Below are 25,347 nucleotides of genomic sequence, written 5' to 3' on the forward strand. Positions count from 1 at the left end.
CGGAAAGACAACAGCGTCTCACTTGGGACTGCTGCACGGACCGCTGCTACCCGTACAGATACTCATAGAGCTCAACGTCGAGGGACCGGACACTCATCTCCTACCTGGAGCGACAGCAACGTCACCTCATTCTGTTAGGTGCTGTAACCCGGGGAAGCGCCGGGGGATTGGTCCGGTGACGGTACCGCTGCTAGAGAGAACCGCCGAGCCTGGCCTGGTGCAGTAGAAGTTCGGCGGCCGCGAGCTATCGGCCGCGAAGTCCTCCATGGTGTACGCGAAGGCCTGCTCATGTGCGTCCAGACAGGCGCTGCCCCTGGTGGCCGGGGGAGTGGGACAGGGTGCAGCAGACCGTGATGGGGCCGCGCTGTCTGCGTGCGTGGCGTGGCTCATCCACCAACTCCCCATGATTGCGCACACTGTCGGATAGCAACAGCACCGCGGAATCGTGGTGACGGCAGCCTTGGCCTTGACCTAACTTGACCCACATGGCCCACCGCGATGGCATCGAGGACAGCAGCGTGACCATCTGTTGCCTGGGCAGTCGCACTGCCGACGGGAGTCCATCGTGACGATCGGCCTGCGCCTTGACTGGCGCCTCGACGGACACGGCTGGGCTGACTGCACAGTCACGGACCTCCACGCGTCCATCGTGCTCACCGCCTCCTCCATCACGAGTGCGCCAGAGGAATTCCTGACCGCGCTGGCCCGGCTGACTGTCGGAGAGATGGAATCGCGAGCGCAGTTCGAGGCCGAGCCGACCGCCTACCGATGGATCTTCTATCGGGAAGACGAGCACGTCTGGGTCCGGGTCCTGGAGCTCCGGGACGGAAGCGACCACGACAACAAGGGCACCGAACTGTGGTCGAGCCAGTACGCCATCGACGAACTGGTCCGCGCAGCGATCCGCTGCTTCGATCACGTCGCGCGCACCTATGGCGAGAGCGGCTACCGAGGCAAATGGGGCGAGCACTTCCCCCGCACCGAACTCGAAGCCCTCAGACGACTCTGGAACGACCGTCGGCATCTCCACAGTGCACAGCCCGGGCCGCACCAGCCCCGCGGGGGAGAGCGATGAGACAGATCATCGAAATGAGCGAGCGCGAGTACTTCGCCTACGTCGGAAAGCGCCCCGGCATCTTCGTCGGCACAGCCTCGTCATTCCACCAGCTGACCGCCTTCCTCACCGGCTACGACCAGCACGCGATACGCCACGGCGGACAGGGACTCACTGGCTGGCACGAATGGCTCGTCACCCGCCGCGGCCGCAACTGCGCCCATGCCTGGCCAGGACAGGTCCTGCACATCGCGCTCCCGGAGGGCTGGAACAACATCACCGACCTGCTACCCGGGGATGAGACGCGCGCGATCGAGGTCCTGTTCCAGCTTCTCGACGAGTTCGCCGCCGAACGCGAGGCACGTCCGGACGCTCGGAACTCAGATTGAGCGGGACGCCAGCCGCACCTCGTGTCGCTCCATCTGAACCGTCGCTGCTCACGGCCCCTACATGGTTCACCTTCAGCGAGACGGGTCAATCGGGCGCATGGTTCGCCTTCGCGGGGAGCAAAAGCGTCTGTACGCCTCTCTGGCGGCCGCACTCCTCGACGGACATCCAAAGACACCGGGTCCTCCGTTGTCGGCCGCGTAAGGGTCCTTAGAAGGCGTCGCTTTCTTCCCGATTTGGGGAATGTGCCCGCTTAGCTAACTGTGGCCGACTAGAAGTTCAAAGGTGAACTACTTTCGGGTCACGGTATTGCTCACGTCGGGCAGGCAGTCAAAATGACGAGCCGTTCCAGGGTCGCGCGAGCGTCAGCGATGCGCTGCAGGGTCGCCTCCACCGCGTCCCGCCGCCGACGGATCTCCGCCATCTCCTTGTCCAAGACCTCCGCCTCGGCGCGCAGAGCGCGCTCCTTCCGGTCGAGCAGCTCGAACTCGGACACTCCGACCGCCTCCTGCTCTCCTCCGGAGCGACCGGCAGGCAACCGCCCACCCGGCCTCAGCACACGGTAGAGACCCGAAGGGCAGCAGCACGCAGCATGTTCAGAGATGACCGCAAACGCCACAATCAGTCGGCCTTCAGTCCAGCCGTGCTCCACCGGAGAGCGGTACTGATTCCCGCGATGAGCACAGCAGGGTTTCGACGAGCCTGTGCCAGCGCAGGGTATGCACAACCGAGTTCCTTCACGTCGTTCGCGGATGGGCGGTCCAGGGGAGCAGAAGCGGGTACGCCCCCGGGAAGCGGACTCCCAGGGGCGTACGCCGTGCCGAAGGCTCAGCTTTCGCCGTTCCACGACCTCCACAGATCCGAGTACGGTCCGCCCGCGCCGACCAACTCGTCGTGGGTGCCCAGCTCGACGATGCGGCCGGACTCCATGACGGCGATGCGATCGGCGTCGTGTGCGGTCTGCAGCCGGTGGGCGATGGCGATGACGGTGCGGTCCGACCGGACGGCGGCCACTGCCCGCTCCGCCTGCCGGGCCGTCGTCGGGTCGAGCAGTGACGTGGCCTCGTCCAGGATCAGGGTGTGCGGGTCCGCCAGATGCACCCTGGCCAGGGTGAGCTGCTGTGCCTGGGCGGCCTCCAGCTCGACTCCGCCTGAGCCCAGCGGGGTGTCCAGGCCCTCCGGCAGTTCGGCCACCCAGTCCGCTTCCACTGACCTCAGGGCCGCGAGGACGGCCTCGTCGTCGGCTTCGGGCGCGGCCATGGTCATGTTGTCGCGAAGGGTGCCCATGAACACGTGGTGCTGTTGCGTGATGAGGACGATGCGGTTGCCCAGTTCGCCCGCCGCGGCCTGGTCGGCGACGGGCACGCCGCCGACCAGGACGTGGCCGGTGTCAGGGACGTCCACACCGGACAGCAACTTGCCGAGGGTGGACTTGCCGGCTCCTGACCGGCCGACTACCGCCAGCCGTTCACCGGGACGGACCAGCAGCTCTACGTCCTTGAGGATCTCGTGCCCGGGGACGTAGGAATACCCCACGCCCTTGACCTCGATGAGGTCGTCCACAGGGGCCGGCACAGGAGCGTCAGCTGTGTGCGACACCAGTCCGACACCCTTGATGCGGGCGAACGAGGCGCCGCTGCGCTGCAGTTGTTCGACCCAGATGAGCATCTGGTTGAGCGGGTCGACCAGCTGCCACATGTACAGGCTGCCCGCCACCACGACTCCCAGGGAGATCGCGCCGTTGAGGTAGCCGAACCCGCCCACGAGCAGGATAAGCGCCATGGGCAACGTGTGCGCGAACTCGGTGACCGGGAACAGCACCGTCCGTAGGGAGAGGGTGCGCATGCCGGCGCGGTAGGTGGTGTCGATGGCCTTGTCGAGGGTGCTGTTCTGCAGTTCGCGCAGCCCGTAGGCCTCGACGGTACGGGCGCCGTGCGCGGTGGAGTTGAGGATCTCGGAGACATCGCCGGCGGCCGCTCCCTCGGCGAGGTAGGCGTCGCGGGAGCGCGCGAGGTACCAGCGGCTCACGCCCCACACGAGTGGCAGTCCCACGACCGAGCAGAGACCGAGCAGCGGGTCGAGGAGGAAGACCGCGGCGAAGATGAACACGATCTGGATGCCGGAGATGAACATGTCCGGAGCCGCATTGCGCAGCGTGGCCGCGACGGTCGAGACGTCCAGGGTGGTACGGGTGACCAGATCACCGGTGCTCACCTCGTCCGCGACACGGCCCGGCAGCGAGAGGGTGCGGTCGACGACCTCCTCGCGGAGCCTGGCGGGCGCGCGCGCGCCGAAGCGATGGGAGAGACCTCGCGCATAGCGCGACAACACCAATCGGGCCGCCGAGAAGCCCAGAACCGCCGCGGCCAGTCCGTCGACTGCGGAGACGGACAGGTCACCGGACTCGACCCTGGTCACGATGCGGCCGAGGAGCCAGGGACCGGCCGCGCCGGCAAGCGCGGCAAGGCACGTCAGCAGCAGCATCGCGCAGACGGCGCCCGAGTCGTCCCTCAACAGCTGCCAGCCGGCCTGGCGAACCGTCCTGGCATCGGCGATCGGCAGGCGGGGCGTCTTGTTGGACCTGCTCATCGGGACTGTCCTTCCACGGGCTTTGCCACGGCGGCTTCGCCAGGGATCTCGGTGCTGCCGCGGAACACCAGTGCCGCGTATCCCGGCTGGTCGGCGAGGAGCTCTCCGTGCGTACCGGTCGCCTGCACCTTTCCGTTCACGAGGTAGGCGACTTCGTCGGCCTGGCCGAGCACGAGCGGCGATGTGCTGACGACGAGGGTGGTCCGCCCGTGCCGGTGCGCTGCCACCCGGGCGGCAACGGTTGCCTCCGTGTGCGCGTCCAGTGCCGACGTCGGTTCTACGAGCAGGAGCACCGCCGGATCCACGAGCAGGGCCCGCGTCAGCTGCAGCCGCTGGCGCTGTCCTCCCGAGACGTTGCGGGCCTGATTCTCCAGGCGGGTGTCGAGCCTGTCGGGGAGCGCGTCGATGATGTCCTCCGCTGCGGCGGCGTGCAGCGCCCGCCGGATGTCCTCGTCGCAGCGGCCGGTGCTGCCGGAGACGACGGAACGCAGGGGGCCCGGGAACATGTAGGCATCGTTGTCCGTGAGCAGAATGTGCCGCCTGAGAGCCGTGCGGTCCCAGTCGGACAGCTTGAGGTCCCCCCAGGAGGCCTCGGAGTCCGTGTTGCCGGCCAGCCGGTCCACCACGGCGCGCGGCTCGTCGGGACGGGCACCGACCAGAGCCGTCACTTTCCCCGGGGCCACCACCAGGCCCGATACAGGGTCGTGCAGCAGGCCGGGAGCGGCTGGGGGATCGAGCCGGGTCCGGTGCTCCTCGGGAGCCGGTGCGAGCGCCAGGATGTCGACCACCCTCCGTGCGGAGACGAGCCCGCGCGGCAGGTCATCCGCCCCTTCGATCAAGGATGAGACGGGTACCAGCAGAGCGGCAACATATCCGTAGACCGCCACCAGCTCACCTACGGTGATGGCCCCACTGGCCGCCATCCGCGCGCTGATCCACGTCACCACGGCAAGGAAGACCATGGGCAGGCACGCGGTGAGTGCCTGGACCCAGCTGGTGATGGCAGCGACGCGGTATCCGAGGGGGACCAGAGCCTGGGAGCGTTCCCGGTACCGCCCGGCGAACAGGGGCTTGCCGCCGATCCCGTTGAGGACACTCAGGCCGGCCACCATGTCACCGGCGAGAGAGGTCAGAGCACCCTGGTCCTCCCGGTAGCGGCTTTCGGCGCCGTGCAGCTTTCCCAGCAACGGGCCGACGGTCAGGGCCAGGGCCGGGACGCCGAGAAGGACCACCACGGCGATGACGGCCGAGATCCGGACCAGCAGGACGGCAGTTGCGGCATACGCGATGACCGCACCTACGCCGGGTCCGGTGATGGTCAGTGTCTGGGCGATCCTGCTGATGTCGCCGGCTTGGAGGTGCGTGAGCTCACCCGCAGACACCTGTCGGGGCAGCGCCGACCCCAGCCGGGTGACGTGGCGCGTGACGACCTGGACCGTCCGGTAGGCCGCGTCCACACGGATGCGCGTCATGGTGCGGTGCCGCAGGATGCCGAGGATCGCTGTCCCGGCCCCGGTGACAACCACAGCTCCGATCCAGAGAAGCAGCATCCCGGTGTCCCGCGCCTTGAGCCCCTCGTCGATCGTCTTCGACAACAGGTACGGCGGAAGCATGAGCGCACACATCCACGTACTGCCCCACAGGGTGCCGAGCAGTACCCGCCTGTACTGACTTGTCGTCAGCCACCACAGGAACCGCAGCGGGCTCCGATGATCCGGCAGGCCCGGGGACTCGTAAGGAACCCGGCGCGCACCTTCGGGCAGGTCTGGTCCAACTATCATCTCGGCCGTCCTTGCGTGGGATCGAGGGGCGTCAGCGAATGATCCGGCTGCGGTACTGCATGCGCCGTACGCAAGAAAATGCCATACGGCCGAAGGGCCATACGGCGTGAGGTCGCAATGCGCCAACGAAGGTGACAACGTCGAGCCCTTCGCCTCGGCGTATCGCCATCCGCTCGGCCTCTTCGGGTAAGCCGGAGCGAGGTTCCTGGCCGAGTGCGCCGACTGACTGCAGTTTGTTGGGGAACGATCACTCGCCCCACGGGAAAAGATCTTCAAAGGGGCGAGTAGCGCCTGGTCAGACACACTCGTGAACGCCCGCTGCCTGAGAGTGCGGCAGGTCCTCGGAAGTGGCCGGTTACTCTCATCTCGTTCCAAGGCCATGACCTGAGATGATCTTCGCCGAAGGGGAGGTGCAGTAATGGAGATGCCACCGACGCACCTGGCTGTCGAACAGGACCGGCTGGAGGAACTGCGCGACCTCTTGGCGGCAGGAGCTGACATCCACGAGGAGTACAACGGATTCACCCTCCTGCACCGGGCCGTCGACGGAGAGATCGACGGACACGTCCAGACCGGGGAGCCCCTCCACGTGGACGCGACGTGCTTCCTGCTGTCCCAAGGTGCAGATCCCGCACGCCGTTCACACGGTGGGACCGGTGTGTCAGCCCATCACCTGGCCTTCGTCAACAGGCACTGGCTTGCTGACGCTCTCTTCGAAGCCTGGCTCACCCGTGGGGACACCAAGATCAGTCTTTGAAGACGGTCTCTGGTTGCTTAAGGCTTGGCGGTGGGGTTCTTCGGCCGCTTGTTGGGGCGGTAGCTGGGGCCGTTCATGATGACCTTTTGACTGGTGTTGATCAGCCGGTCCAGCAGCGACTCGGCGACGACGGGGTTGGGGAAGAGCGGATACCAATCGCTGGGCGCCCGGTTGCTGGTGATGATCAGGGACCGGCCCTGCCGTTCGCTGACCAGTTCGTAGAGGTCGTCAGCCTGGGCCGCGCTGAGCTGACGCATGGCGAAGTCGTCAAGGATGAGCACGTCGGGCCGTACCATTTCGCGAATCCGCTTGTCCCAGGTGCGGTCCGCGTGGCCGCCGGCGGGGTCCGCGAGGATCCGGCTGGTCTTGGCGAAGCGGACGTGGGCGCCCTGACGGACGGCGAGGTGACCGAGGGCCTGAGCGACGTGTGTTTTTCCGACCCCGGCCGGCCCGAAGAGGATGACCGACTCCCCAGAGTGGAGCCAGCGCAGGGCTCCGAGATCTCGGATCTGGGCAGCGGGGAGCTTCGAGGAGGCGGTGAAGTCGAACTCTTCTAGAGTGACCTGCTGCTCGAACTTTGCCCGTGCCAGGCGCCGTTGGAAGGCAACGGTCTCGCGGCGGGTGATCTCGTCCTGGCAGAGGACCTGCAGAAAGTCCAGGCGCCCGAGTTCGCCGCCGTGGGCCTGGGCCAGGCGGCGGGCATCGAGGGTTTCCAGCATTCCCGAGAGTCGCAGGGACTTCAGCGACTCGCGCAGGGCGGTGTCCATCACGCTCATCAGATGCTCTCCTCAGCTTCGCCGTGGACCTGGTCGTCGTGGATCTCATCCGCCGTCTCGAACGGAGCGACGGAGGCGAACAGCCGCTGCGGCCCGTGGAGGAAGGCCGCAGCTCCCGCGTCCCCACTCGATTCGGGCTCCGGATCGGTCTCGGTGCCGGCGATCAGGATGCCCTTGATGGTGCGGTAGGACGGATCACCGACCGCGATCGCCCTCGCGCAGGCGGCCTCCAGTCGGATCTCGCCGTACTTCCTCCTCAGCCCGACGATCCCCTGGGCGGCGCGAAGCCGGTAGAGCGCGTTCACCTCCAGCAGCTGGTCGACCACGGTCCGGCAGGCGTCCCCGACCTCGGATGCCTGCGTGCGGCACCAGATCGGCGTGCGCATCTGGAAGGCGATCTTCTCCGGCGGGTAGTCGCTTCTGTCGGTGCGTTTGCCCTGGCAAGAGCGGCGTGGGTCTTGACCAGGTCGCCGTCGACGAAGACCTGCACCATCGCTGCGGTCGAGCGGACGTCGACCCGCCGGCCGATCAGTTTCCAGGGCACCGAGTAGAGAGTGCGGCCGACCCTAATGTGGATGTCCGGCCCGACCACCGCCGTTGACCAGCGGGCGAGGACGAACGGAGTGGGCGGCAGCGGCAGCAGTGTCTCGGCTTCGACGGCCTCGAACACCGCCATCGGCGCGGCGCCCTGCAACGGCCGGCACTGCCGTCGGCCCGCCACCTTCTGACTCCAGGTGATGGCCTCGGCCTTCATGTGCTCGATAGAGGTGAACTCCCGCCCCCGCCAGAACGAGTCCCGAATGTAGGGCATGGGCCGCTCGACCCGCGGCTTGTCCTTGGGCCTGCCCGCTCGGGCCGGATCCACCAGTGCCCCGTAGTGGGTGGCGAGTTCGGCATACGCCTTGTTGATCTTCGGATCGTAGAGATCAGGCTTGTCGACCCCGGTCCGCAGGTTGTCCGGGACCAGCCGGCGCGGGGCTCGACGCTACGTAGATGATCTTGAGCATCCAGCACAGGCAGCCGCTGCGTCGGCAGGGTTTGACGGAGAGATCGGCAAGGCGGAGTGGGGCGGAAGTTCCGTAAGTTCCTGCACTGCCGGGCGCCGAGGGGCCGGTGGCGCTGTTCGACCGAGCGGCGGGCTACGGCGGCGGGCCGGACGAGATGCAGCAGCATGTCGTTCCTCCTTGACACGCCACGTTGAAGGGGGTGCTGCCGAAGAGCACGCCGGGGGTTGGGCAGCAGACCGCAAGGGAAGTCTGCCCCGCGGAGCTCCACTGCAGTGGGGCCCCTGCGTCGTAGGCAACGCTGCCCGAATGCAGGGAACTTCAGGGACGGAGTCGATGCATGGTGGAACGACGCATGTCGGTTGCGACCCACTGGGGCAGTTTTGTCGCGGTGGTCGACTCCGGTCGGCTGGTGCGCATCGAGCCGAGGGGCGATGACCCGGCGCCGTCGCCCATAGGCCCCGGAATGGTGACAGCCGCCGATGACAACGCTCGCGTGTTGCGCCCCGCGGTGCGCAAGGGCTGGCTGAACGGCCTGCCGCGCGCCCACGACACGGCCAGAGGCGCGGACAGCTTCGTGGAGGTGAGCTGGGACGACGCTCTCACCTTGGTCAGTGATGAACTGTCTCGGGTGCGTTCGCAGCACGGGGACAGCGCGGTGTTCGGCGGGTCCTACGGCTGGGCCAGCGCGGGCGCCTTCCACAACGCGCAGGGGCAACTCCACCGGTTCCTGGCGTTGGGCGGTGGATACACCGACTCGCGCAACACGTACAGCACTGCGGCTTTGGAGGTCATCCTCCCGCATGTGATCGGCGGGCATCCGTGGAGCTACCAGTCCCGCATGCCGATGTGGGACGAGATCGCCGAGAACTGTGAGCTGGTGGTGGCGTTCGGCGGGCTGGCCCTGAAGAACAGCCAGATCAACCCCGGTGGGCTGGCCAGGCACCAGACGCAGGACCTGCAGCGCCGGTGCCGTGAGGCCGGGGTGCGGTTCGTGAACGTCAGTCCCATCCGCAGCGACGTCGCCGGGTTCCTCGATGCCGAGTGGCTGCCCGTCGTCCCCAGCACCGATACCGCCGCGATGCTCGGCATCGCCCACACGATGCTGGTCAACGGGTGGCACGACGAGGACTTCCTTCGCCGGTGCTGCACCGGGTTCGACCGCTTCGCCTCCTACCTGCTCGGCGAGCTCGACGGCACCCCCAAGGACGCTTCCTGGGCCGCGGAGATCACGGGCATCAGCCGTGACGCGATCATCGACCTCGCTCGGCGCCTGACCACCCAGCGCTCGCTCATCATGGTCAACTACGCGGTGCAGCGGGCAGACCACGGCGAACAGCCGATCTGGATGTCCGTCGTGCTCGCCGCCATGGCGGGCTCGATGGGCCGGCCTGGCGGCGGCTGGGGCGCGGGTTACGCGACGATGGACGCGACCGGCGTGGCCCCGGGCCGCCCCTCGGTGGCGACGATACCGGCAGTGCCCAACCCCGTTCCGGACTTCATCCCGGTCGCGAGGATCGCCGACACCCTGCTGGATCCGGGGAAGACCATCGACTACGACGGACAGCGGCTCACCTTGCCTGAACTGCGCCTCGTGTATTGGTGCGGAGGAAACCCGTTCCACCACCACCAGGACCTGCACCGGTTGACCCGTGCCTGGCAGAGGCCCGACACGGTGGTGGTTCACGAAGCCTGGTGGAACACCACGGCCAAGTTCGCGGACATCGTCCTACCTGTTGCCACCGGCCTGGAACGCGACGACTTCGCCGCCGGATTCTCCGACCCCCACCTCGTCTCGATGCCGAAGGTCCGCGAACCGGAAGGCGAGTCGCGCACCGACCACCACATCTTCGCCGCCTTGGCCGCCCGGCTCGGATACGAGAAGGAGTTCACGCAGTCGCGTTCCGAGATCGAATGGGTCCGGCACCTTTACGAGCAGACGAAGGCAGGGCTCGGCGACGAGGCCGCCTTGCCGAGCTTCGAGGACTTCTGGCGCAGCTCCACTGCTGAGCTGCCGGCGCTGGCCGGACCATTTCCCGGGAGCTTCGAGGCGCTCCGCTCAGATCCACAGCGTTCCCCTTTGCCGACGCCGTCGGGCCGGATCGAGATCTTCTCCGAGGAGATCGACTCGTTTGGCTACGACGACTGCGCCGGGCATCCGACGTGGTTCGAACCGACGGAGTGGCTTCACGCTGATCTGGCGGACCGATTCCCGCTGCACTTGATCTCGAATCAGCCCGCTTCACGCCTGCACAGTCAGTACGACAACGGCGGACACAGCCTCAGCTCAAAAATTCGAGGGCGTGAGCCCGTGACGCTCAATGCGGCGGACGCCGCGTCGCGCGGAATCGAAAACGGCATGATCGTACGGGTCTACAACGACCGGGGGAGCTGTCTCGCGGGCGCGGTGATATCGGACGACGTCATGCCAGGCGTCGTACAACTGTCCACCGGAGCGTGGTGGGATCCGGTCCAGCCTGGCCTGAGCGGAACCTTGGACCGCCACGGCAATCCGAACGTCCTCACGGCGGATCGACCGTGCTCGCGACTGTCCCAAGGGCCGAGTGCCCTCAGCGCGCTGGTCGATGTCGAGCTGTACGGCGATCCCCCTCCCGAGGTGCTCGCCTTCACACCCCCCGATCTCGAACACTGACACGAACCCTTTCGACCTCTCTTCGGGATGGTTTCGCCCCTGCACCGTGGCGTGTGCAGCACAGGCTGCCCGTGTCCCGTCGAGAGGCTCCCGGCTTGCCGTTTGCGCTTGCGTGACGGCATGAATACTGTGCGCGTTCGTGACTGCACTTCAAGACCTCAAGTACGGCCAATGGTTCAGGGGCGCCGACGTCGACGGCGACGGATTCATCACGCAGCAGGACGTCCGCATGATGAGCGAACGCTACGTCGCCGCCCGCCGCACCACACCGGACTCTCCGGCCGCCCACCTGCTCACCCAGGGGATGGACGGGTTCTGGACGAACGTGATCGCCCCCATGGACCAGGATGGTGACGGGAAGGTCGATCTGCGGGAAATGACCGAAGGGTTCAAGCGGGTCCTGACCGAACCCGCCCTCTACCCGGAACAGATCGAGCCGGTCACCAACTGCTTCTTCGACCTCGTCGACCTCAACGGAGACGGCAAGATCGACCAGGCGGAGTTCCAGCAGATGTTCGACGCGGTCGCCGGCGTGCCCGGCGAGGACTGCGCCGCGGTCTTCGCCGCCTTGGACCGAGACGGCTCCGGCGCACTGGACCGGGCGGAATTCCACCAGGCGCTCACCGAGTTCTTCTACGGCAACAACCCGAACGCCCCTGCCAACCACCTGTTCGGGAAAGTCGCCGCCTGACGGCTATGAGTACGGCCTGGGACCTGCACGCCCACAGCAATACTGGTGTGGGCGTGCAGCGTGAGTACCTCTGGCCAGGACAGCTCCACTGGAGCCGAACTTCAGCGAGCTCGCGCCGAGCAGGAGGGACGGCCGGGCACCTGGTGACGGGCCGGCGGATGAGGGGTGGACGATCCTTGCCCGCCGCTACCTCTGGCCCAGCCGCTGACCCACCCCGAGACTCCGCCGCGGCATTGTTGCCGCGCTTCCCGGCTGGCGGATCGTCACCGTGGTTGGGCCCCGATTCGGCAGCCCCCACCACTCCCGGCCGACACCCCACAGCGCCATGAGTACGAAGGGCCCCGACCGCTCGGGAGGCCAGGGACCTTCGCCTCGGGGGAAATAGCGCGTCTCCGACGCCGCGCAGGAATCGGAGCCGCGGACCGCACAGGACCCAACGTGGGGGTCCAGCCCTGTGCATGCGTCACGCCCTCAACGCGAACGGGCGCGGCAAGGACACGGCTCAGATGCGCTCGTGGAGGTGGGCTTTGAGGAGGGCCTGTCGGGTTCCGGCGTCCGGCTCAGCGAGCGGGCCCGGGGAGGACCGAGCTGCGACGGCGGCCCGTACCACCGGTCACCTGAACCAATCGGGGTTCCCGCCGGCGTCTACTGCCTACCGAGCTCGTCGAGCATCTGCTGTTGGTGGCGGTGTCCGATCGTCTCGTAGCCGATCACGGTGACGAAGGGCGCGAGCATGACGCACGCCACCGACCGCGACAGTCTCCGCGCACTCCCTGATTCACGCGGGGCGCACGCCCCCTTACTCCTATTGGGTGACCAATTCGAGGCGACGATTGCGGCAAGATCGAAGTGAAGTGATCTTGCCGCACGAGTCCTTCTCATTCATGCCCATCGAGCAGCCCACACGATGGGCCTCCCTCTGCGAGAGCGGCAATCCAGGGTCTTCTCGCGCAGCATCAAGGGGCGCCCCCTGGGCGGGAGTACGTCTGTGCGCAGGTCACCCATTGCATGGTCAATTGGATGAATATCGGAGGAGTATCGATATGGCGTTGACATCCGCAACGGTTGCAGCTGAGTTGGAGGCTGCGAGCAAGGTCGGAGATCCTGCGGCTGATGCGCTGGTGGCCGACCTCCTCGAGAACAGGGAAATCGACGGGATCAACGCCCTCTTCCGGACGATCGGAACGCTCAAGCCCGACACGGATTTGTCGCGGCTTCCCGATCGACTGGCCCAGTTCCTGCGGGAGGCATCCACCCCACCGCCGGACTGGAGCGAGGCAGACGTCAAGGCCGCCGAGGGCTTCTTCGGCCACCACCACGGAACCGCCTCGATGCTGCAGGGCACCGCAGGCCTCATCGGCACCTACCTCGCACCCACCGGGGCATTCACCCTGCGCTCCACCGGCCGCCTCGGAGGTGTCGAGGGACCGGGCCGAAGGCTGTCGCAGTCCTCCCGCCTGTTCATCGACATGGGCAACAAGAACGCCATGCGCGACGGAACCCTGGCCGCCACCGTGACGAAGGTGCGCCTCGTGCACGCCTCGGTCAGGCAACTGCACAAGCAGAGCGGCCAGTGGGACTACGACAAGTGGGGCGAGCCGGTCTCCCAGAAATACACCACCGGCGCCGCCTGCGTCTTCAGCACCCAAATCCTGCAGGGCATGAGGAACCTCGGCATCGATGTCTCCGCCGACGACGCCCGCGGCTTCATGTGCGCCTGGCACTACGTCAACCACTACCTCGGCACGCCGGAGAAGTGGCAGCTTCCCAAGGACGCCGGCGAGGCCGAGCGGCTGTGGAACCAGGAGCGGGAGACGGAGTGGAAGAAGACCGACGACGGTGTCTTCATGACCGCCCAGGCCATCAAGTTCTACCGCGACCTCCTGAAGCCCGGAGCCAGTGACGCCTACATCGCGCTGACCCGCGTTGCGCTCACCGACAAGTACGCCGACATGGCCGGCTTGCCCAAGAGCCCCCTCGACCTCGCGGGCAAGCCGCTCGCCGCGGGCCACGGCCTCGTCAGCGGAACGGCCGGCGGCCTCTTCGGCGGAGCCGCCCAGCGGACCGTCGGCGTCAATCCCTACAAGGACCTCCTGGGAGTCGCCTCGAAGGCGTTCAACGAGATCGAGCAGTACGCACTCACCCACGACCGGGACGATCAGCCCCAGATGCACCAAGAACTCGACGACAACCGCTGACGACCGGTCATACGGCCAATGGAGCCGCCAAGCGCACTGGAGCATCGCGCGCTTGGCGGCTGCGGCTTTTCGCGTAGGCTCAGGGCGGAGGCAACAGACCCCTCTGCCCCAGTTCGGCTCAACATGCTGAACTTGACAGAGAAGGTGTCGGCGGCGAGCTTGCGGTAGGAGTCCAGGGAGACCCGCCAGCTCTCGGGCCATTGGGCGGCGAAGGTGGACTTGCCGGAGCCCGGCGGCCCGATCAGTGTGCACATAGTGCCGGTTTCGAAGGTCAGGCGGTTCATCGGGTCCTGCCGGTTGCGGCGGGCGGCCCCGGCAGCGGGGCGGGGCCGCGCTCAGGGACCGGGGTCAGGCAGCCGTGCGGCGGTATTCGGCGGTCATGTCCGCGAGGCCGCGCAGCAGGGTCGCGGCGTCGACGACGAACACCTTCTGGTCCAGCTGGGTACCTCCGTCCAGTTCCGTGTCGAGCGCCTGGTCCAGCAGTCCGGCGGCAACGCCCAGCGCGTCGCCGCCCTGGATACCGGCCCGGGCGAGGCGGTGCTCCCCTCCCGCACCTGGTCGATGAGGTCGGACCCGGTCTCGGCGAGCGGCTCCTCGGTGAGGTGGGCGAGGTGCGTGGCGTGCCGCGCGACCAGCTCGGCGATCGAGCTGACGGGCGCGGTGACCGCGGCCTGGTCAAGGTGGTCGAGGGCGCGCTGCAGCAGGGGCCTCTGCGCGGTGTACAGGGTGCGTCCGGCGGCCTCGATTGCGGCGGCGAGCTAGCCCAGGTCCTGGAAGGGGTACCAGGTGGCACGGAGCGCGTCGTCGTCATCGATGGCGGTCACCATGGCGTCGAGTAGTGGTGACGTCGGGATTTGCAACAGCCGGAATGCCTCTGGGGCGAGGGTCCTCTGAGGCGGATCGAGCCCGCTGGCGGGCTAGCCGTGGTAGGCAGGGTTGGTGATCAGCCGACTTCCTCTCGACGAGCAACTTGAGTCACTGCGCGCGGTGCTGTCGCGCAACGATGTGCTGACGGAGGTGCTGGCTCGGACTGCGACGTTGGATCTGCCTGGGTGGTATGTGACGGCAGGGTGCCTGTTCCAGACCGTGTGGAACGTAGTTGACTCCAGCCGCCGGTTGGGGCTGGTGTTGAGCGTAGTGGTTGGTCTCGTGCTCGTGGGGCGGGATGTCGCCGGTCGCTGTGTGAGGCGCTGGTTGTTGAACCAGTCGACCCATTCCGCGGTTGCGAGTTCAACGTCGGCCAGGCCATGCCAGGGCCTGCGCGGCTTGATCAACTCCTTCTTGTAGAGGCCGATCTGGGATTCCATGAGCGTGTTGTCCAAGGCGTCGCCGACGGTGCCGATCGAGGCGTCGATGCCGGCCTCGATCAGGTGCGCGGTGAACGCGAAAGACGTGTACTGACTGCCCGCGTCCGAATGGTGAACCAGCCCCGGGCCAGCGGGAGTTCCGGCGCGATCGCGACGCCACAAGGCCATGTCGAGTGCGTCGAGGACGAGCTTGGCCCGTTTGCTGATGGCGGCGGACCAGCCCACGATCGCCCGGGAGAACCCGTCCACGACGAACGCGACGTAGACGATACCCGACCAGGTGGCGACATAGGTGAAGTCAGCCACCCACCGCTCGTTCGGCCTGGACGCGGTGAAGTCGCGTTGCAGCAGTTCAGCGGACCGCTCATGGCCATCGTCCCGGACGGTGGTGCGGATCTTCTTCCCGCGCCGGGCGCCTTCGAGGCCGAGGTCGCGCATCAGCCGGGCGACGGTGCAGCGGGCCACCGGTATGCCCTCGCGGTGCAGCTGACGCCGGACCTTCCGGACCCCGTAGACGCCGAAATTGTCGGCGTGGACGCGGCTGATCTGCGTCTTCAGCTCCCTGTCACGGACCGACCGGTCGCTGGGGGTGCGTTTCCTGGCGGCGTAGTAGGTGCTCGTCGCGATCTTCAGTCCGTGGCTGGTCAGGACTCGGCAGATCGGCTCGACCCCGAACACCTGGCGGTGTGCGTCGATGAACGCTACGAGCGCTTCGACGGCCGGTCGAGCTCGGCCGCGAAGAAAGCCGAGGCCGCCTTCAGGATCTCGTTCGCCCGTCGCAGTTCGGCGTTCTCGGCCCGCAGCCGCTTGATCTCCGCGGCCCCTGCCGACGTGACTCCGGGCCGCTGGCCTGCGTCGACCTCGGTCTTGCGGACCCAGGTCCTCACCGTCTCGGCGGCACCGATCCCCAGCTTGGCCGCGACCGCCTTCATCGCGGCCCACTCGGTGGCGTAGTTCGGGCGGATCTCCGCAACCATGCGCACCGCGCGCTCGCGAAGCTCGGGAGGGTAAGGGGACGGACGTGCCATGACTCGATCCTCTCAGGGAATCGAGCCTCCATCAGACCCGGAGCGGTTCAGTTGCGGTGATGTCTTCCGCTGCGAGGATGTGTTTCATGGTCAGCGTTGAGGAGTGGATCCAGGCCCGGAGAGGCCTGCGGTTGGGGCAGAGGGTTTCAGGGACGGTGGCCGCGGTCCCGAATCCGGGCACGACGGGGATCTTCGTTGACATCGGCCTTCCGGTTGGAGGGTTCGTCGACGTGGTGCTGCTTCCGTCCGCCGCGAGGCGCTGGCCGGCGGTAGGGACGGTGGCGGAGTTCGAGGTCTGGTGGGCCGATGCGCGGCCGCAGGTGCGACTCAAGCCCGTAGAGCGCCAGTTCTTGCGCGAGGACTTCGACGAGTGGCTGGCCCAGTGGCGGCCAGGCTGGCCTGAGAACGTGCCCGTGGACCAGGCGTGGGTTGAAGCGGATGTGGCGACTCGGCGGGATGCCGGCGAGGTCGAGGAAACGCTGCGTGCGGCCGGATGGAAGCCGGGGCGACGCGTCCCGATTCAGCAGTGGCGCGAGATGCTGGAGGCAACTGGGCTGGTCCGGATGCATGAGGCCGCCGAACGATTCTTGACTGAGTTCGGAGGCTTGGACGTACAGATCAGCGGGCCAGGCATCACCTGCGCCAGGACGCCCTTCACCTTTGATCCCGAACTCGCGGTGGGCGAGGAGGATCGATTCGCAGATTGGAGCTCGACGGTTGGGCGGGACATCTTCCCCATCGGTGAGCTCGACGAGGGCCGGTTTTTCCTCGGCATCGACGAGACCAGCGAGATCTACCTGATCGAGACCTGGGTAGCGACGTTCGGCCCGGTCCGGGAAGCGCTGGAGAAGCTCGTCCTGGGCGTATCTCCACGGCGCATCGGTTGAGGTAAGTCATCGTCGCATGTCGCGCGACAGCAGTGTTGCCCTGAACCAGGGTCTTCCGGTGCTTGTCAGGGCATGTGCTGCGGCTGCCGCGGCATGGCTCGGACCTTGGCCGCGTCAGCGTCTCGGTCTGAGAGGGCAGCGTTCTCCAGAGACAGCAGGTTCAAGGTGGTCGCGTAGAGCTGAAGACGCGCTTCCAAGATCCTGCAGTGGGCCTGCAGCTCCTTGTGCTTCTTCTTCAGCTCCTCGAAGGCGTCCGAGGAATGGACGTTCGAAGGAGCAATTGTCAATTCCTGTGGATCACCGGGGAGCCTCAAGTGGCCCGCAGCCATTGATCGAGGACTGCGAAGTCTTCGTTGGTGAGGCCGCGGGACGACGCGATGCGGTGGAGGAGAGCCGGGGTGGGGTGGTTGGTGGACACCCAGTCCCGATCGGCGTCGGTGATCTCGTCATCGACCCAGACGAACGGGCGTCCGCCCGCCCATGCCGCCAGGGTTCGGGTCTTCCAGTGGAGCCCGAACCACTGGTCCTCGCGTTCATGCGCGTCGGAGGGTTCCGGCCAGTGCACGACCGGCAGGGGCGGCAGGCCGAGCCGCGGTGCTATGTCGGTGTTCGCCGTCTCCTCCCAGGTGGTGGCCCAGACCAGCTCGCACGGCAGTGCCGCGAGGCAAGGCCCGACACGTGGGTCGAGCCGCATCAGGTGCGAATCTGTCGCGGTGCCTGACGGCTCGCGCTGCGGGCCGTTACCGAACGGCAGGAGAGGTCCGTCGACGTCCAGGAACAGCAGCGGGCGTTCCGTGCGCTCACTCATGCCGCAGCCTCCTGCTTACGCTCGACCAGCACGCCGCGTTCGAAGCGGGCGCCGTTGCTGACGAGGGCGACAAGGTGGGGTGCAGTGATCGCGCGCCAGCGGGCCTGGGCGGACTCGGCGAGCTTGAACACCATCGCCAGGGCCGCGGCCGGGCTGCCGGCACCGCGTGTGACCTTGGTCCGCAACTTCACCGTGCTGAAGGTCGACTCGATCGGATTTGTCGTGCGCAGGTGGACCCAGTGCTCGGCCGGCAAGTCGTAGAACGCCACGAGTTCGTCGGCATCGTCGGTGATCTTTTTGACGGCCTTGGGCCACTTGGCGCCGTAGGCGCGTTCGAAGTCTTTCACCGCCTTCTCGGCGTGATCGCGGTCCTCGGCGTTGTAGATCTCCTGCAGCGCTTTCTTCGCGCCGGGCTGGGCCGATTTCGGCAGGGCATTGACCACGTTCCGGGTTTTGTGAACCCAGCACCTTTGATGTCTGGCCTGCGGAAACAGCTCGGCCAGGGCCCGCCACAGACCCATGGCTCCGTCGCCGACGACGAGCTCGGGATCGCGCATGCCGCGCCGACGGCAGTCCCGCAGGAGGTCGGCCCAGGACTCGGTCGACTCGCGCAGGCCCTCGGCGAGCGCGACCAGCTCCTTACTGCCGTCGGTGCGCACGCCCATGAGGACCAGGACGCAGGAGCGGGCCTGCCCGTGGCGGACCTTGGGGTGGACGCCGTCGGCCCACACGTACACGTAGTCGGATCCGGACAGGTCCCGGTCCTGGAAGGCGGCGTGATCGTCGCTCCACTGCTTGGTCAGCCGGGTCACCGTGGCCGGCGAGAGCCCAGCGGCCGAGCCGAGGAACTGCTCCATCGCGGGCACGAAGTCGCCGGAGGACAGACCGTGCAAGTAGAGCAGGGGCAGGACCTCGCTGATCTTCGGGGACTTCCGGCACCAGGGGGTAAGGATCTTCGACGAGAACCGCTTGCGCTCGCCCCTCTCGCCATCGACCCGCTTGTCGTTCACCCGCGGCGCCTTCACCGCAATCGGCCCGGCGGCGGTGGCCACCGTCCGCTCGCGGTGGTGGCCGTTGCGGACCACCAGACGGCGACCGGCCTCGTCCCGCTCGCCCGCCAACTCAGCTATGTACTGGTTGACCTCGGCTTCCAGGGCGGCGGCGAGCATCCGACGGGCACCCTCGCGGACGATGTCGTCCATCAGGGAGCCGCTCTGGGTGGTGCCGTTCTCGTTGACTACGCTCAGCACGGGCGTGCCTTCCCGACCCGCGCTGCAACGCGGGCCTACTCGATGACCAGAAATCGATCACTCGGGAAGGTACGCCCTCCGCGTTCCGCGAGGCACCCCTCCCGAGCCCGATCCACAGGTCTTGAGCATTGCTCGGCTTCGAGCCGGCCGAGCTGGTGGGCCACGGGGCGGTAGCCGGGCCCGCTCCCCGCGCAGTCACGGACTCGGGTGTCGACGTGCTGGTCATCGTCGCGCGGCGGCGCGTCATCCACGGCACTCCGCCCGCTGACCCGTGGCGGCCGGGGTGTCGCGTCCGGTGACGATCCGCCAGGACTAGCCTCAGCCCGCCGGGCTCACTTCGCCGATCGCGGTGTCCAGGATGGACAGGCCGAGGGAGAGCTCCTCCTCTGTGGCGGTCAGCGGTGGCGCGATGCGGAAGACCCCGCCCATGCCGGGCAGCTGCACGATGTTCATGTGCAGACCGAGTTCGAGACAGCGTCGGGTCACCCGGGCCCCCAGCTCGTCCGGGTTCTGGTTTGTCTCGCGGTCGGTGACCAGCTCCAGGCCCATGAGCAGACCGCGCCCGCGGATGTCGCCGACGACCTGATGGCAAGACGCCAACTCTTCCAGCCCCCTGCGCAGGAAACACCCGAGGTCCCGGGCGCGCTCGTCGAGGCGTTCCGCGGCGAGCACGTCGAGAACGGTCAGTCCTACAGCGGCCGGCAGTGGGTCGGACACATGCGTGGTGAAGAACAGGAAACCGCGGTCGTACGCCTCCTGCTCGATCTCGGCGCTGGTGATCACCGCAGCCAGGGGCAGACCCGCGCCCAGGGTCTTGGAGACCGTCAGGATGTCGGGGACGACACCGTCCCGCTCGAAGGCGTACCAGGTCCCAGTGCGGCACAAGCCCGTCTGTGCCTCGTCGAGGATCAGCAGCATCCCACGCTCATGACACTTCTCCTTCAGCGCCGCGAGATAGCCGGGCGGAAGGTCAATGACGCCGCCGGAGCTGAGGATGGGCTCCACGAGACACGCGGCCAGACTGCCGGCCGACTGGGCGTCGATGAGATCAAAGGCGAAGTCCAGCTGACGACGCCAGTCAAGGCCGCCGTCGGAGGTGGTGAAGTCGGGACGGAAGGCGTTGGGCACCGGGATTGCGAAGTTGCCGGGCGCCGACGGCCCGTAGCCCTTGCGGCCCGCACTGTAGGTGGCGGACGCGGCGGCCTGGGTCATGCCGTGCCAGGACCGGGCGAAGGAAACAATCTCGTGCTTGCCAGTGACCAGCTTGGCCATCCGGATCGCCGCCTCGTTCGACTCCGCGCCCGTAGTCAGCAACAGCGCCTTCTCCAGTGGGGCGGGCAGGGTTGCGGCCAGCCGCCGCGCCAGGTTTACGACCGGGCGGCTCAGCATTCCGCTGTAGAGGTGATCGAGGGTGGCCACTTGCCGCTGCACCGTCTCCACGATCGCCGGGTGGGAGTGCCCGAGAATCGCGCTCATTTGCCCCGAGGTGAAGTCAAGGATCTTCCGGCCCTCCGCGCTGTACACGAAGCTCCCCGAAGCCCGCTCGATGATCTCGCGGGTGAAGCCTCCCCCGTATCGGACCAGGTGTCGGTCGGCGTGCGCCCAGAACGTGCGAGCGTCGGAGCCGGTGGCAGTTGTCGTGGTAGCCATGCAAGCGACGGTAGGACGATCGCGAGCGCCGCGTCCATCACACTTTTCCGGCCGTACTGTTCGGCGCAGCCGCACAATAGGGTGGTGACGTGCTGAACCCATGGAGACTGAGGTTGCTCACCCAGCTGGACACACTCGGCACCATCCGGGCGGTGGCCCAGGCGGCCAGCCTGAGCCCTTCCAGCGTGTCCCAGCAACTCTCCGTGCTGGAGACCGAGACCCGCACCCAACTGCTCGAACGCACCGGCCGCCGGGTACGGCTGACCTCGGCCGGAGTGATCCTGGCACAGCGGGCGAGGGCGATCCTGGACCACATGGACAGCGTGGAGGCGGAGCTGCTCGGCTTCGGGGTGGAGCCTTCCGGCGTGGTACGCCTGGGCGCCTTCCAGAGCGCGGTGCACACCATGGCGCTCCCCGCCGCGCGGCGGCTCGCCTCCCGCCACCCCCAACTCCAGGTCCAGCTCCTGGAACTGGAGCCGCACCAGAGCGTCCCGGCTCTGCGCGCCGGTGAAGCCGACCTCGTCATCACCACCACTGACTTCGGTGAACAGCCGCTCGGCCCCGACCTGGACCTCGTCCCCCTGGACGAGGACCCGGTCCTGCTGGTGCTGCCGCCCGACCATCCTGCGGCCGGGCCCGGACCAGTGGAACTCGCGACCCTCGCCGACGAACCGTGGGCCTTCGACATCCCGCAGTCCTACATGGCCAACCTGGCGCTCCGGCTCTGCCGCCAGGCACGCTTCGAACCCCGGATCGTGGGCCGGTTCAGCAACTACACGCTGAGCCTGCAACACGTCGAGGCAGGTCTCGCAGTCGCGCTGCTGCCCGCGCTAGCCGCGCACACGACCCGCTACAAGGTAGCCACAAGAGAGCTCACCACCCCCGTCTCCCGGACCATCACGGCGGCACTCCGGCGCAGCACACCGCCCCGCACGGCGGTACGTGCCGTGCTGGACGAACTGCGCCCGGCGCCCCGAACGCTGTCGGCCACGGTGAGCTGAGCTCACCGGGCCAGGAATGCAGAAGCGGATCCGGGCTCAAAGCGGCGGCCAAGGCCGCCCAGCGTGAGGAGAAATATCAAAACCTCCTCTTAGAGGGTATTTCGTCCCGTTGTTTCATCCCAGATTGCGTGGTTGCGGGTGGTTCACGCTCCGCGCCATGTGGGGGTGGATTCTGCGGTGAGTCTGCGGGTCATGAGGTTGATCATTGCAACGTGGATCATGGCTTCGGACCGGTGTGGGTGGGCTTCGTAGTCGCGGGCCAGGCATCGGTGGTTCATGAGCCATCCCAGGGTCCGCTCGACGGTCCAGCGGCGGGGCAGAACGGTGAAGCCCCTGGTGGTGGGGTCGCGGCGGACGATGTGCATGTCGATGCCGAGGGTGGCGGCGTGCTCGACGAGGTGCTGGCGGTAGCCGCCGTCGACCCAGGTTTGCGGATGGTGGGATGCTCTGCGGCGATCTGTTCGATGAGAGTCCGGCCGGCGGTCGAGTCCTGGACGCTGGCCGCGGTGACCAGTACGCCGAGGAGGAGTCCGACGGTGTCGATGACAATGCTCCGCTTGCGGCCGACGATCTTCTTGCCCGCGTCGATGCCTTGCCCGGTGGCGGGGACATTGAGCTTCTTCAGCGTTGCCGCTCCAGTGTGAGGACTGCCTTGGCGATTGACGTCATGCGGTCGGGGCTGCATCGGGACCTGCGGAAGATCCGCCAGGACTTCAGCCTTGCGACGCCGCGTTCGACGGGTGCTCGCGCTGCGCCCTCACGGGTGATGATCAGCATGGTGACCCACTCCACGAGTGCGTGCGGCAGGTCGAGTGCGGCAGGATGGATGACCAACGAGGCCCCCGAGCAGTGTTGTCGAGACGTCAGGCATCTCGATCAACAGCCCGGGGGCCTCGTCCGTTGCGCACCACGGCCCATCACCCGATCGGTGGCCGACTCGAAGAAGCTCAGTCGGGGAGTTCGGCGGGGGCCGGGCACTCCCTCACCACAAGGCCGCTGGGCGGCTGGTCACGGTCGATTCGTGCGGGATCGGCGATATTGCGCCGGGGAGTTCTTTGTCGCCTGGTCCTCGTACGAGCCCACCGTGCCCCGGTCCACATGGAACGTGGTCAGGGTCGAAACGGGGGACGCCGGGTCCCGCCGGTCCTCGATGACCCGCATGTGGGTGGAGAAGCGCTCCGGGGTCACCTCGTACACGTCGTAGCCGTAGCGGTTGCCCTCGAAGTACTTGAGGTGCGGATTGGCCCGGCCCATGCGCGGGCCGTTGGTCCGGTTCCAGTCGGCGGAGTACGCGCCGCTGGTCACCGAGTGCGCGGTGAACTCCGTACCGACGACGGGTGACGAGGTGTCGTCGAAGTCCGTGTGGATGTCGTCGACGAAGGCGGAGTGCCAGTCTCCGGTGATGACGACGAGGTCCTCCAGGCCGCTGCTGTGCACATGCCCCAGGACCTCCTTGCGCTCGGCCAGGAAGCCGTCCCACTGGTCGGTAAACATGTACGAGCCGCCGGGCGAGCCGCGCAACTGGCTGAGCATGATCGAGTTGGCCCAGACATGCCAGGTGTCCGGGGCCTTGTCGATGCCCTGCTTGAGCCACGACTTCTGCTCGGCACCCAGGATGGTGCCGTCTGCGAGGTTCTGCGCCGAGCGATACGAACGCAGGTCCAGGACTGTCAGCTCCAGCAGGTCGCCCCAGCGGCGTACGCGGTGGATCTCGGGGTCCGGCAGCGCGGCCTCGCCGAAGGTGTCGCGGTGCGGCATGTGCTCGAACCATGCCTGGAAGGCGGCCGCCTTGCGCTGCATGAAGGGGGCGCCGCCGCCCGTACCGCTGAAGTCGTTGGCCACCTCGTGGTCGTCCCAGGTGAGGAACCAGGGGTGGGCGGCGTGTGCCTCGCGCAGCGATGCGTCCCCCTTGTAGAGGGCGTGCCGCTTGCGGTAGTCGGCGAGGGTGAAGGTCGCACCGCCCTCGTGGTCACGGACATGGCTCTCGGGGACGCCGCCGACCTGGCCGTGCTCGTAGATGTAGTCGCCGAGGTGGACGACGAAGTCGACGTTCTCCCGGGCGATGCCGCGGTGGGCTGCGTAGAAGCCGTCGTGGAAAGCCTGGCAGTTGGCGGCGGCGAAGCGGACCGCGCCGACTGCGCCGGCCGGGGCGGTCTTCGTACGGCCCACACGGCTGGTCCGGCCGAGCGCGGTGAAGGCGTAGAAGTAGTGCCGCCCGGATCTCAGCCCGCTGACCGGTACGTGCACACTGTGGCCGAGGGTCGCGGACGCCGGGGCGGTGCCGCGGGCGACGACCGTGCGCAGGCCGGCGTCCTCGGCGACGACCCAGCCGACCTCGACGACGTCGGGAAGGTCCTGCTCGGCGGCGAGGGGTTCGGGCGCCAGGCGGGTCCACAGAACGACGGACGAGGGCTGCGGGTCGCCGGAGGCGACGCCGAGGGTGAAGGGCGCCGGGTCGTAGCCGGCTCCCAGCGCCTCGGCTGCCTCGCGGGCCTGCGCGGGTGAGAGCCCGGCGGCCAGCGGCCAGGCGACGCCGAGGGCGCCCGACGCGGCGGCGGCCTTGAGCAGATCACGGCGATTGAGCTTCACGACCGGCCTCCGGCGGTGCTGAGGGTGGCGGCATCAAGGGTGAGGGATATCGCGTCCGCGTAACCGTCGTTGGACGCGCCGCCAGAGCGCGTGAAGACGAGCAGGACTCGGGCACTGCGGGCGCCCGGCGGCACCGTGGAGGCCGCCTCGCACTGCAGGAGTGCGGTACGCCCCCCGCGGTCCCCCGCGGTCACGGGCCCGAGCACGCTCAGCGCGATCGGGGTTCCCTTGACGTCCCGGAACTCCACGGACAGCCGTACTCCGTCTTCATGGCCCGCGTACCCGCCGAGCCAGCCGCGTACGGCGTATCGGACGCGGCCCGCGTCAACAGCCGCGCGCCCGGTCGCCCCGGTCTGCGGCAGATCGATGTCCTGGACCAGTGCCGTACGGGGCGAGTTCCCTCCGGAGAAGAACCGGCTGCCGCGCTGGGCGGGCCCGGGGTCGGACGGGCCCGGGTACCCTCCGCCGAAGCTGTAGTCGATCAGCGCGGGTGCGCCCTGCGCGATCCTCCAGCCGTTCACCGAGCCGACCGGCTCCGCACTTCCTCCCGGCCCACTCTCCGCGTCGCCGTTCACAACGAGATTCATCCGCGTCTCCCCTGGGTGTTCTGCTGTGTTGTCGCGCCACGCATCACACCAGCCCCGCATGAACCTCAGGAAGCCCTTCACCAAACTTTCTCAGCAACCTGTACGGACAAGTGCGAGTCGCAGATGCGCAAAATACAAGGAAGGGGCCATCAATGGAAGATCCAGTAGCGCACAATAGTGGAACGGTGTTTACGGAAGTAAGCGCTTCCAGCCGGCAAGGGAACTCATCCAGGAGCTGGACTGGCTCCGTGGCTGCTCGGTGCCCCGTGCCCTCTGGGTGGCCCGCGGCGTGGCCGATGTCGGCTGGACCGTGACCGATGTTGGGGGCTGGCTCCACCTGCGCGGCGAGG

At 67.6% G+C, this 25,347-nt stretch carries 18 protein-coding genes and 5 pseudogenes; 10 read left to right on the top strand and 13 right to left on the bottom strand.

Annotated features, from left to right (window positions below):
- Nucleotides 1-565 precede the first annotated feature (565 nt).
- Entirely contained in the window at nt 566-1,075 is a 510-nt protein-coding gene (locus JS521_RS02795) for a hypothetical protein (RefSeq protein WP_205081106.1), read from the top strand.
- The gene (locus tag JS521_RS02800) at nt 1,072-1,443 is read left to right on the top strand and encodes a hypothetical protein (protein WP_205081107.1); all 372 of its coding nucleotides are present in this window, start codon (nt 1,072-1,074) and stop codon (nt 1,441-1,443) included. The genes JS521_RS02795 and JS521_RS02800 overlap by 4 nt, the downstream gene beginning before the upstream one ends.
- 311 nt (nt 1,444-1,754) lie before the next feature.
- On the opposite strand, the gene JS521_RS02805 is transcribed toward JS521_RS02800, so the two are convergent.
- The 3 genes from JS521_RS02805 to JS521_RS02815 all read right to left on the bottom strand — a co-directional run bounded on the left by JS521_RS02805 (nt 1,755) and on the right by JS521_RS02815 (nt 5,643).
- Nucleotides 1,755-1,937, bottom strand: a complete 183-nt coding sequence (locus tag JS521_RS02805) for a hypothetical protein (RefSeq protein WP_205081143.1) — start codon at nt 1,935-1,937, stop codon at nt 1,755-1,757.
- A 332-nt stretch (nt 1,938-2,269) separates the two neighbouring features.
- The gene (locus JS521_RS02810; protein ID WP_205081108.1) at nt 2,270-4,030 is read right to left on the bottom strand and encodes an ABC transporter ATP-binding protein; all 1,761 of its coding nucleotides are present in this window, start codon (nt 4,028-4,030) and stop codon (nt 2,270-2,272) included.
- Nucleotides 4,027-5,643 (bottom strand): ABC transporter transmembrane domain-containing protein, encoded by a 1,617-nt coding sequence (locus tag JS521_RS02815; RefSeq protein WP_205081109.1) that lies wholly within the window; start codon nt 5,641-5,643, stop codon nt 4,027-4,029. Before JS521_RS02815 ends, JS521_RS02810 begins: the two co-directional genes overlap by 4 nt.
- A 586-nt stretch (nt 5,644-6,229) precedes the next feature.
- On the opposite strand from JS521_RS02815, the gene JS521_RS02820 reads away from it, so the two are divergent.
- Complete coding sequence (locus JS521_RS02820) at nt 6,230-6,568, top strand: ankyrin repeat domain-containing protein (RefSeq protein ID WP_205081110.1); 339 nt, start codon at nt 6,230-6,232, stop codon at nt 6,566-6,568.
- Between the two features lie 17 nt (nt 6,569-6,585).
- On the opposite strand, the gene istB is transcribed toward JS521_RS02820, so the two are convergent.
- Together istB and JS521_RS02830 are read right to left on the bottom strand one after the other, a co-directional pair.
- Entirely contained in the window at nt 6,586-7,344 is a 759-nt protein-coding gene (istB, locus tag JS521_RS02825; RefSeq protein WP_205081111.1) for an IS21-like element helper ATPase IstB, read from the bottom strand.
- Nucleotides 7,344-8,320: pseudogene (locus JS521_RS02830) on the bottom strand (Mu transposase domain-containing protein); the annotation flags it as partial. The gene istB and the pseudogene JS521_RS02830, both read right to left, overlap by 1 nt.
- Nucleotides 8,321-8,688: 368 nt before the next feature.
- Between JS521_RS02830 and JS521_RS02835 the strand changes: the two are divergent.
- The 5 genes and pseudogenes from JS521_RS02835 to JS521_RS37635 form a co-directional block, all read left to right on the top strand.
- On the top strand, nt 8,689-11,001 hold the full coding sequence (locus tag JS521_RS02835) for a molybdopterin-dependent oxidoreductase (RefSeq protein WP_239486711.1): 2,313 nt from the start codon (nt 8,689-8,691) through the stop codon (nt 10,999-11,001).
- Nucleotides 11,002-11,140: 139 nt separating this feature from the next.
- Nucleotides 11,141-11,692 (top strand): EF-hand domain-containing protein, encoded by a 552-nt coding sequence (locus tag JS521_RS37335; protein ID WP_205081112.1) that lies wholly within the window; start codon nt 11,141-11,143, stop codon nt 11,690-11,692.
- 1,121 nt (nt 11,693-12,813) lie between these two features.
- Entirely contained in the window at nt 12,814-13,890 is a 1,077-nt protein-coding gene (locus tag JS521_RS02845; RefSeq protein WP_307847750.1) for an oxygenase MpaB family protein, read from the top strand.
- Nucleotides 13,891-14,510: 620 nt separating this feature from the next.
- The gene (locus JS521_RS02850) at nt 14,511-14,729 is read left to right on the top strand and encodes a hypothetical protein (RefSeq protein WP_205081113.1); all 219 of its coding nucleotides are present in this window, start codon (nt 14,511-14,513) and stop codon (nt 14,727-14,729) included.
- Between the two features lie 100 nt (nt 14,730-14,829).
- Nucleotides 14,830-14,991: pseudogene (locus tag JS521_RS37635) on the top strand (nucleotidyltransferase family protein); the annotation flags it as partial.
- Between the two features lie 27 nt (nt 14,992-15,018).
- On the opposite strand, the pseudogene JS521_RS02855 reads toward JS521_RS37635, so the two are convergent.
- Nucleotides 15,019-16,225, bottom strand: a pseudogene (locus JS521_RS02855) (IS3 family transposase); the annotation flags it as partial.
- 86 nt (nt 16,226-16,311) lie between these two features.
- Between JS521_RS02855 and JS521_RS02860 the strand changes: the two are divergent.
- Entirely contained in the window at nt 16,312-17,112 is an 801-nt protein-coding gene (locus JS521_RS02860; protein WP_205081114.1) for an SUKH-3 domain-containing protein, read from the top strand.
- A gap of 310 nt (nt 17,113-17,422) precedes the next feature.
- On the opposite strand, the gene JS521_RS02865 is transcribed toward JS521_RS02860, so the two are convergent.
- The 3 genes from JS521_RS02865 to JS521_RS02875 form a co-directional block, all read right to left on the bottom strand.
- Nucleotides 17,423-17,920: an HAD domain-containing protein gene (locus JS521_RS02865; protein ID WP_205081115.1), complete on the bottom strand. Its 498-nt coding sequence runs from the start codon at nt 17,918-17,920 to the stop codon at nt 17,423-17,425.
- Complete coding sequence (locus tag JS521_RS02870; protein WP_205081116.1) at nt 17,917-19,170, bottom strand: IS256 family transposase; 1,254 nt, start codon at nt 19,168-19,170, stop codon at nt 17,917-17,919. Before JS521_RS02870 ends, JS521_RS02865 begins: the two co-directional genes overlap by 4 nt.
- Before the next feature lie 318 nt (nt 19,171-19,488).
- Nucleotides 19,489-20,820, bottom strand: coding sequence for an aspartate aminotransferase family protein (locus JS521_RS02875; RefSeq protein WP_205081117.1), 1,332 nt, complete (start codon nt 20,818-20,820; stop codon nt 19,489-19,491).
- An 89-nt stretch (nt 20,821-20,909) separates the two neighbouring features.
- On the opposite strand from JS521_RS02875, the gene JS521_RS02880 reads away from it, so the two are divergent.
- On the top strand, nt 20,910-21,821 hold the full coding sequence (locus tag JS521_RS02880) for a LysR substrate-binding domain-containing protein (protein WP_205081118.1): 912 nt from the start codon (nt 20,910-20,912) through the stop codon (nt 21,819-21,821).
- Between the two features lie 143 nt (nt 21,822-21,964).
- Here JS521_RS02880 and JS521_RS02885 read toward each other — a convergent pair.
- The 4 genes and pseudogenes from JS521_RS02885 to JS521_RS02900 all read right to left on the bottom strand — a co-directional run.
- Nucleotides 21,965-22,434 (bottom strand): annotated as a pseudogene (locus JS521_RS02885) (transposase); the annotation flags it as partial.
- Nucleotides 22,435-22,442: 8 nt separating this feature from the next.
- Nucleotides 22,443-22,574 (bottom strand): annotated as a pseudogene (locus JS521_RS02890) (IS5/IS1182 family transposase); the annotation flags it as partial.
- A 255-nt stretch (nt 22,575-22,829) separates the two neighbouring features.
- Nucleotides 22,830-24,410, bottom strand: coding sequence for an alkaline phosphatase D family protein (locus JS521_RS02895; protein ID WP_205081119.1), 1,581 nt, complete (start codon nt 24,408-24,410; stop codon nt 22,830-22,832).
- Entirely contained in the window at nt 24,407-24,997 is a 591-nt protein-coding gene (locus JS521_RS02900) for a phosphoesterase (RefSeq protein WP_205081120.1), read from the bottom strand. Before JS521_RS02900 ends, JS521_RS02895 begins: the two co-directional genes overlap by 4 nt.
- Nucleotides 24,998-25,347 lie beyond the last annotated feature (350 nt).

Source organism: Streptomyces durocortorensis, from assembly GCF_016901035.1.
Lineage (GTDB): Bacteria > Actinomycetota > Actinomycetes > Streptomycetales > Streptomycetaceae > Streptomyces > Streptomyces durocortorensis.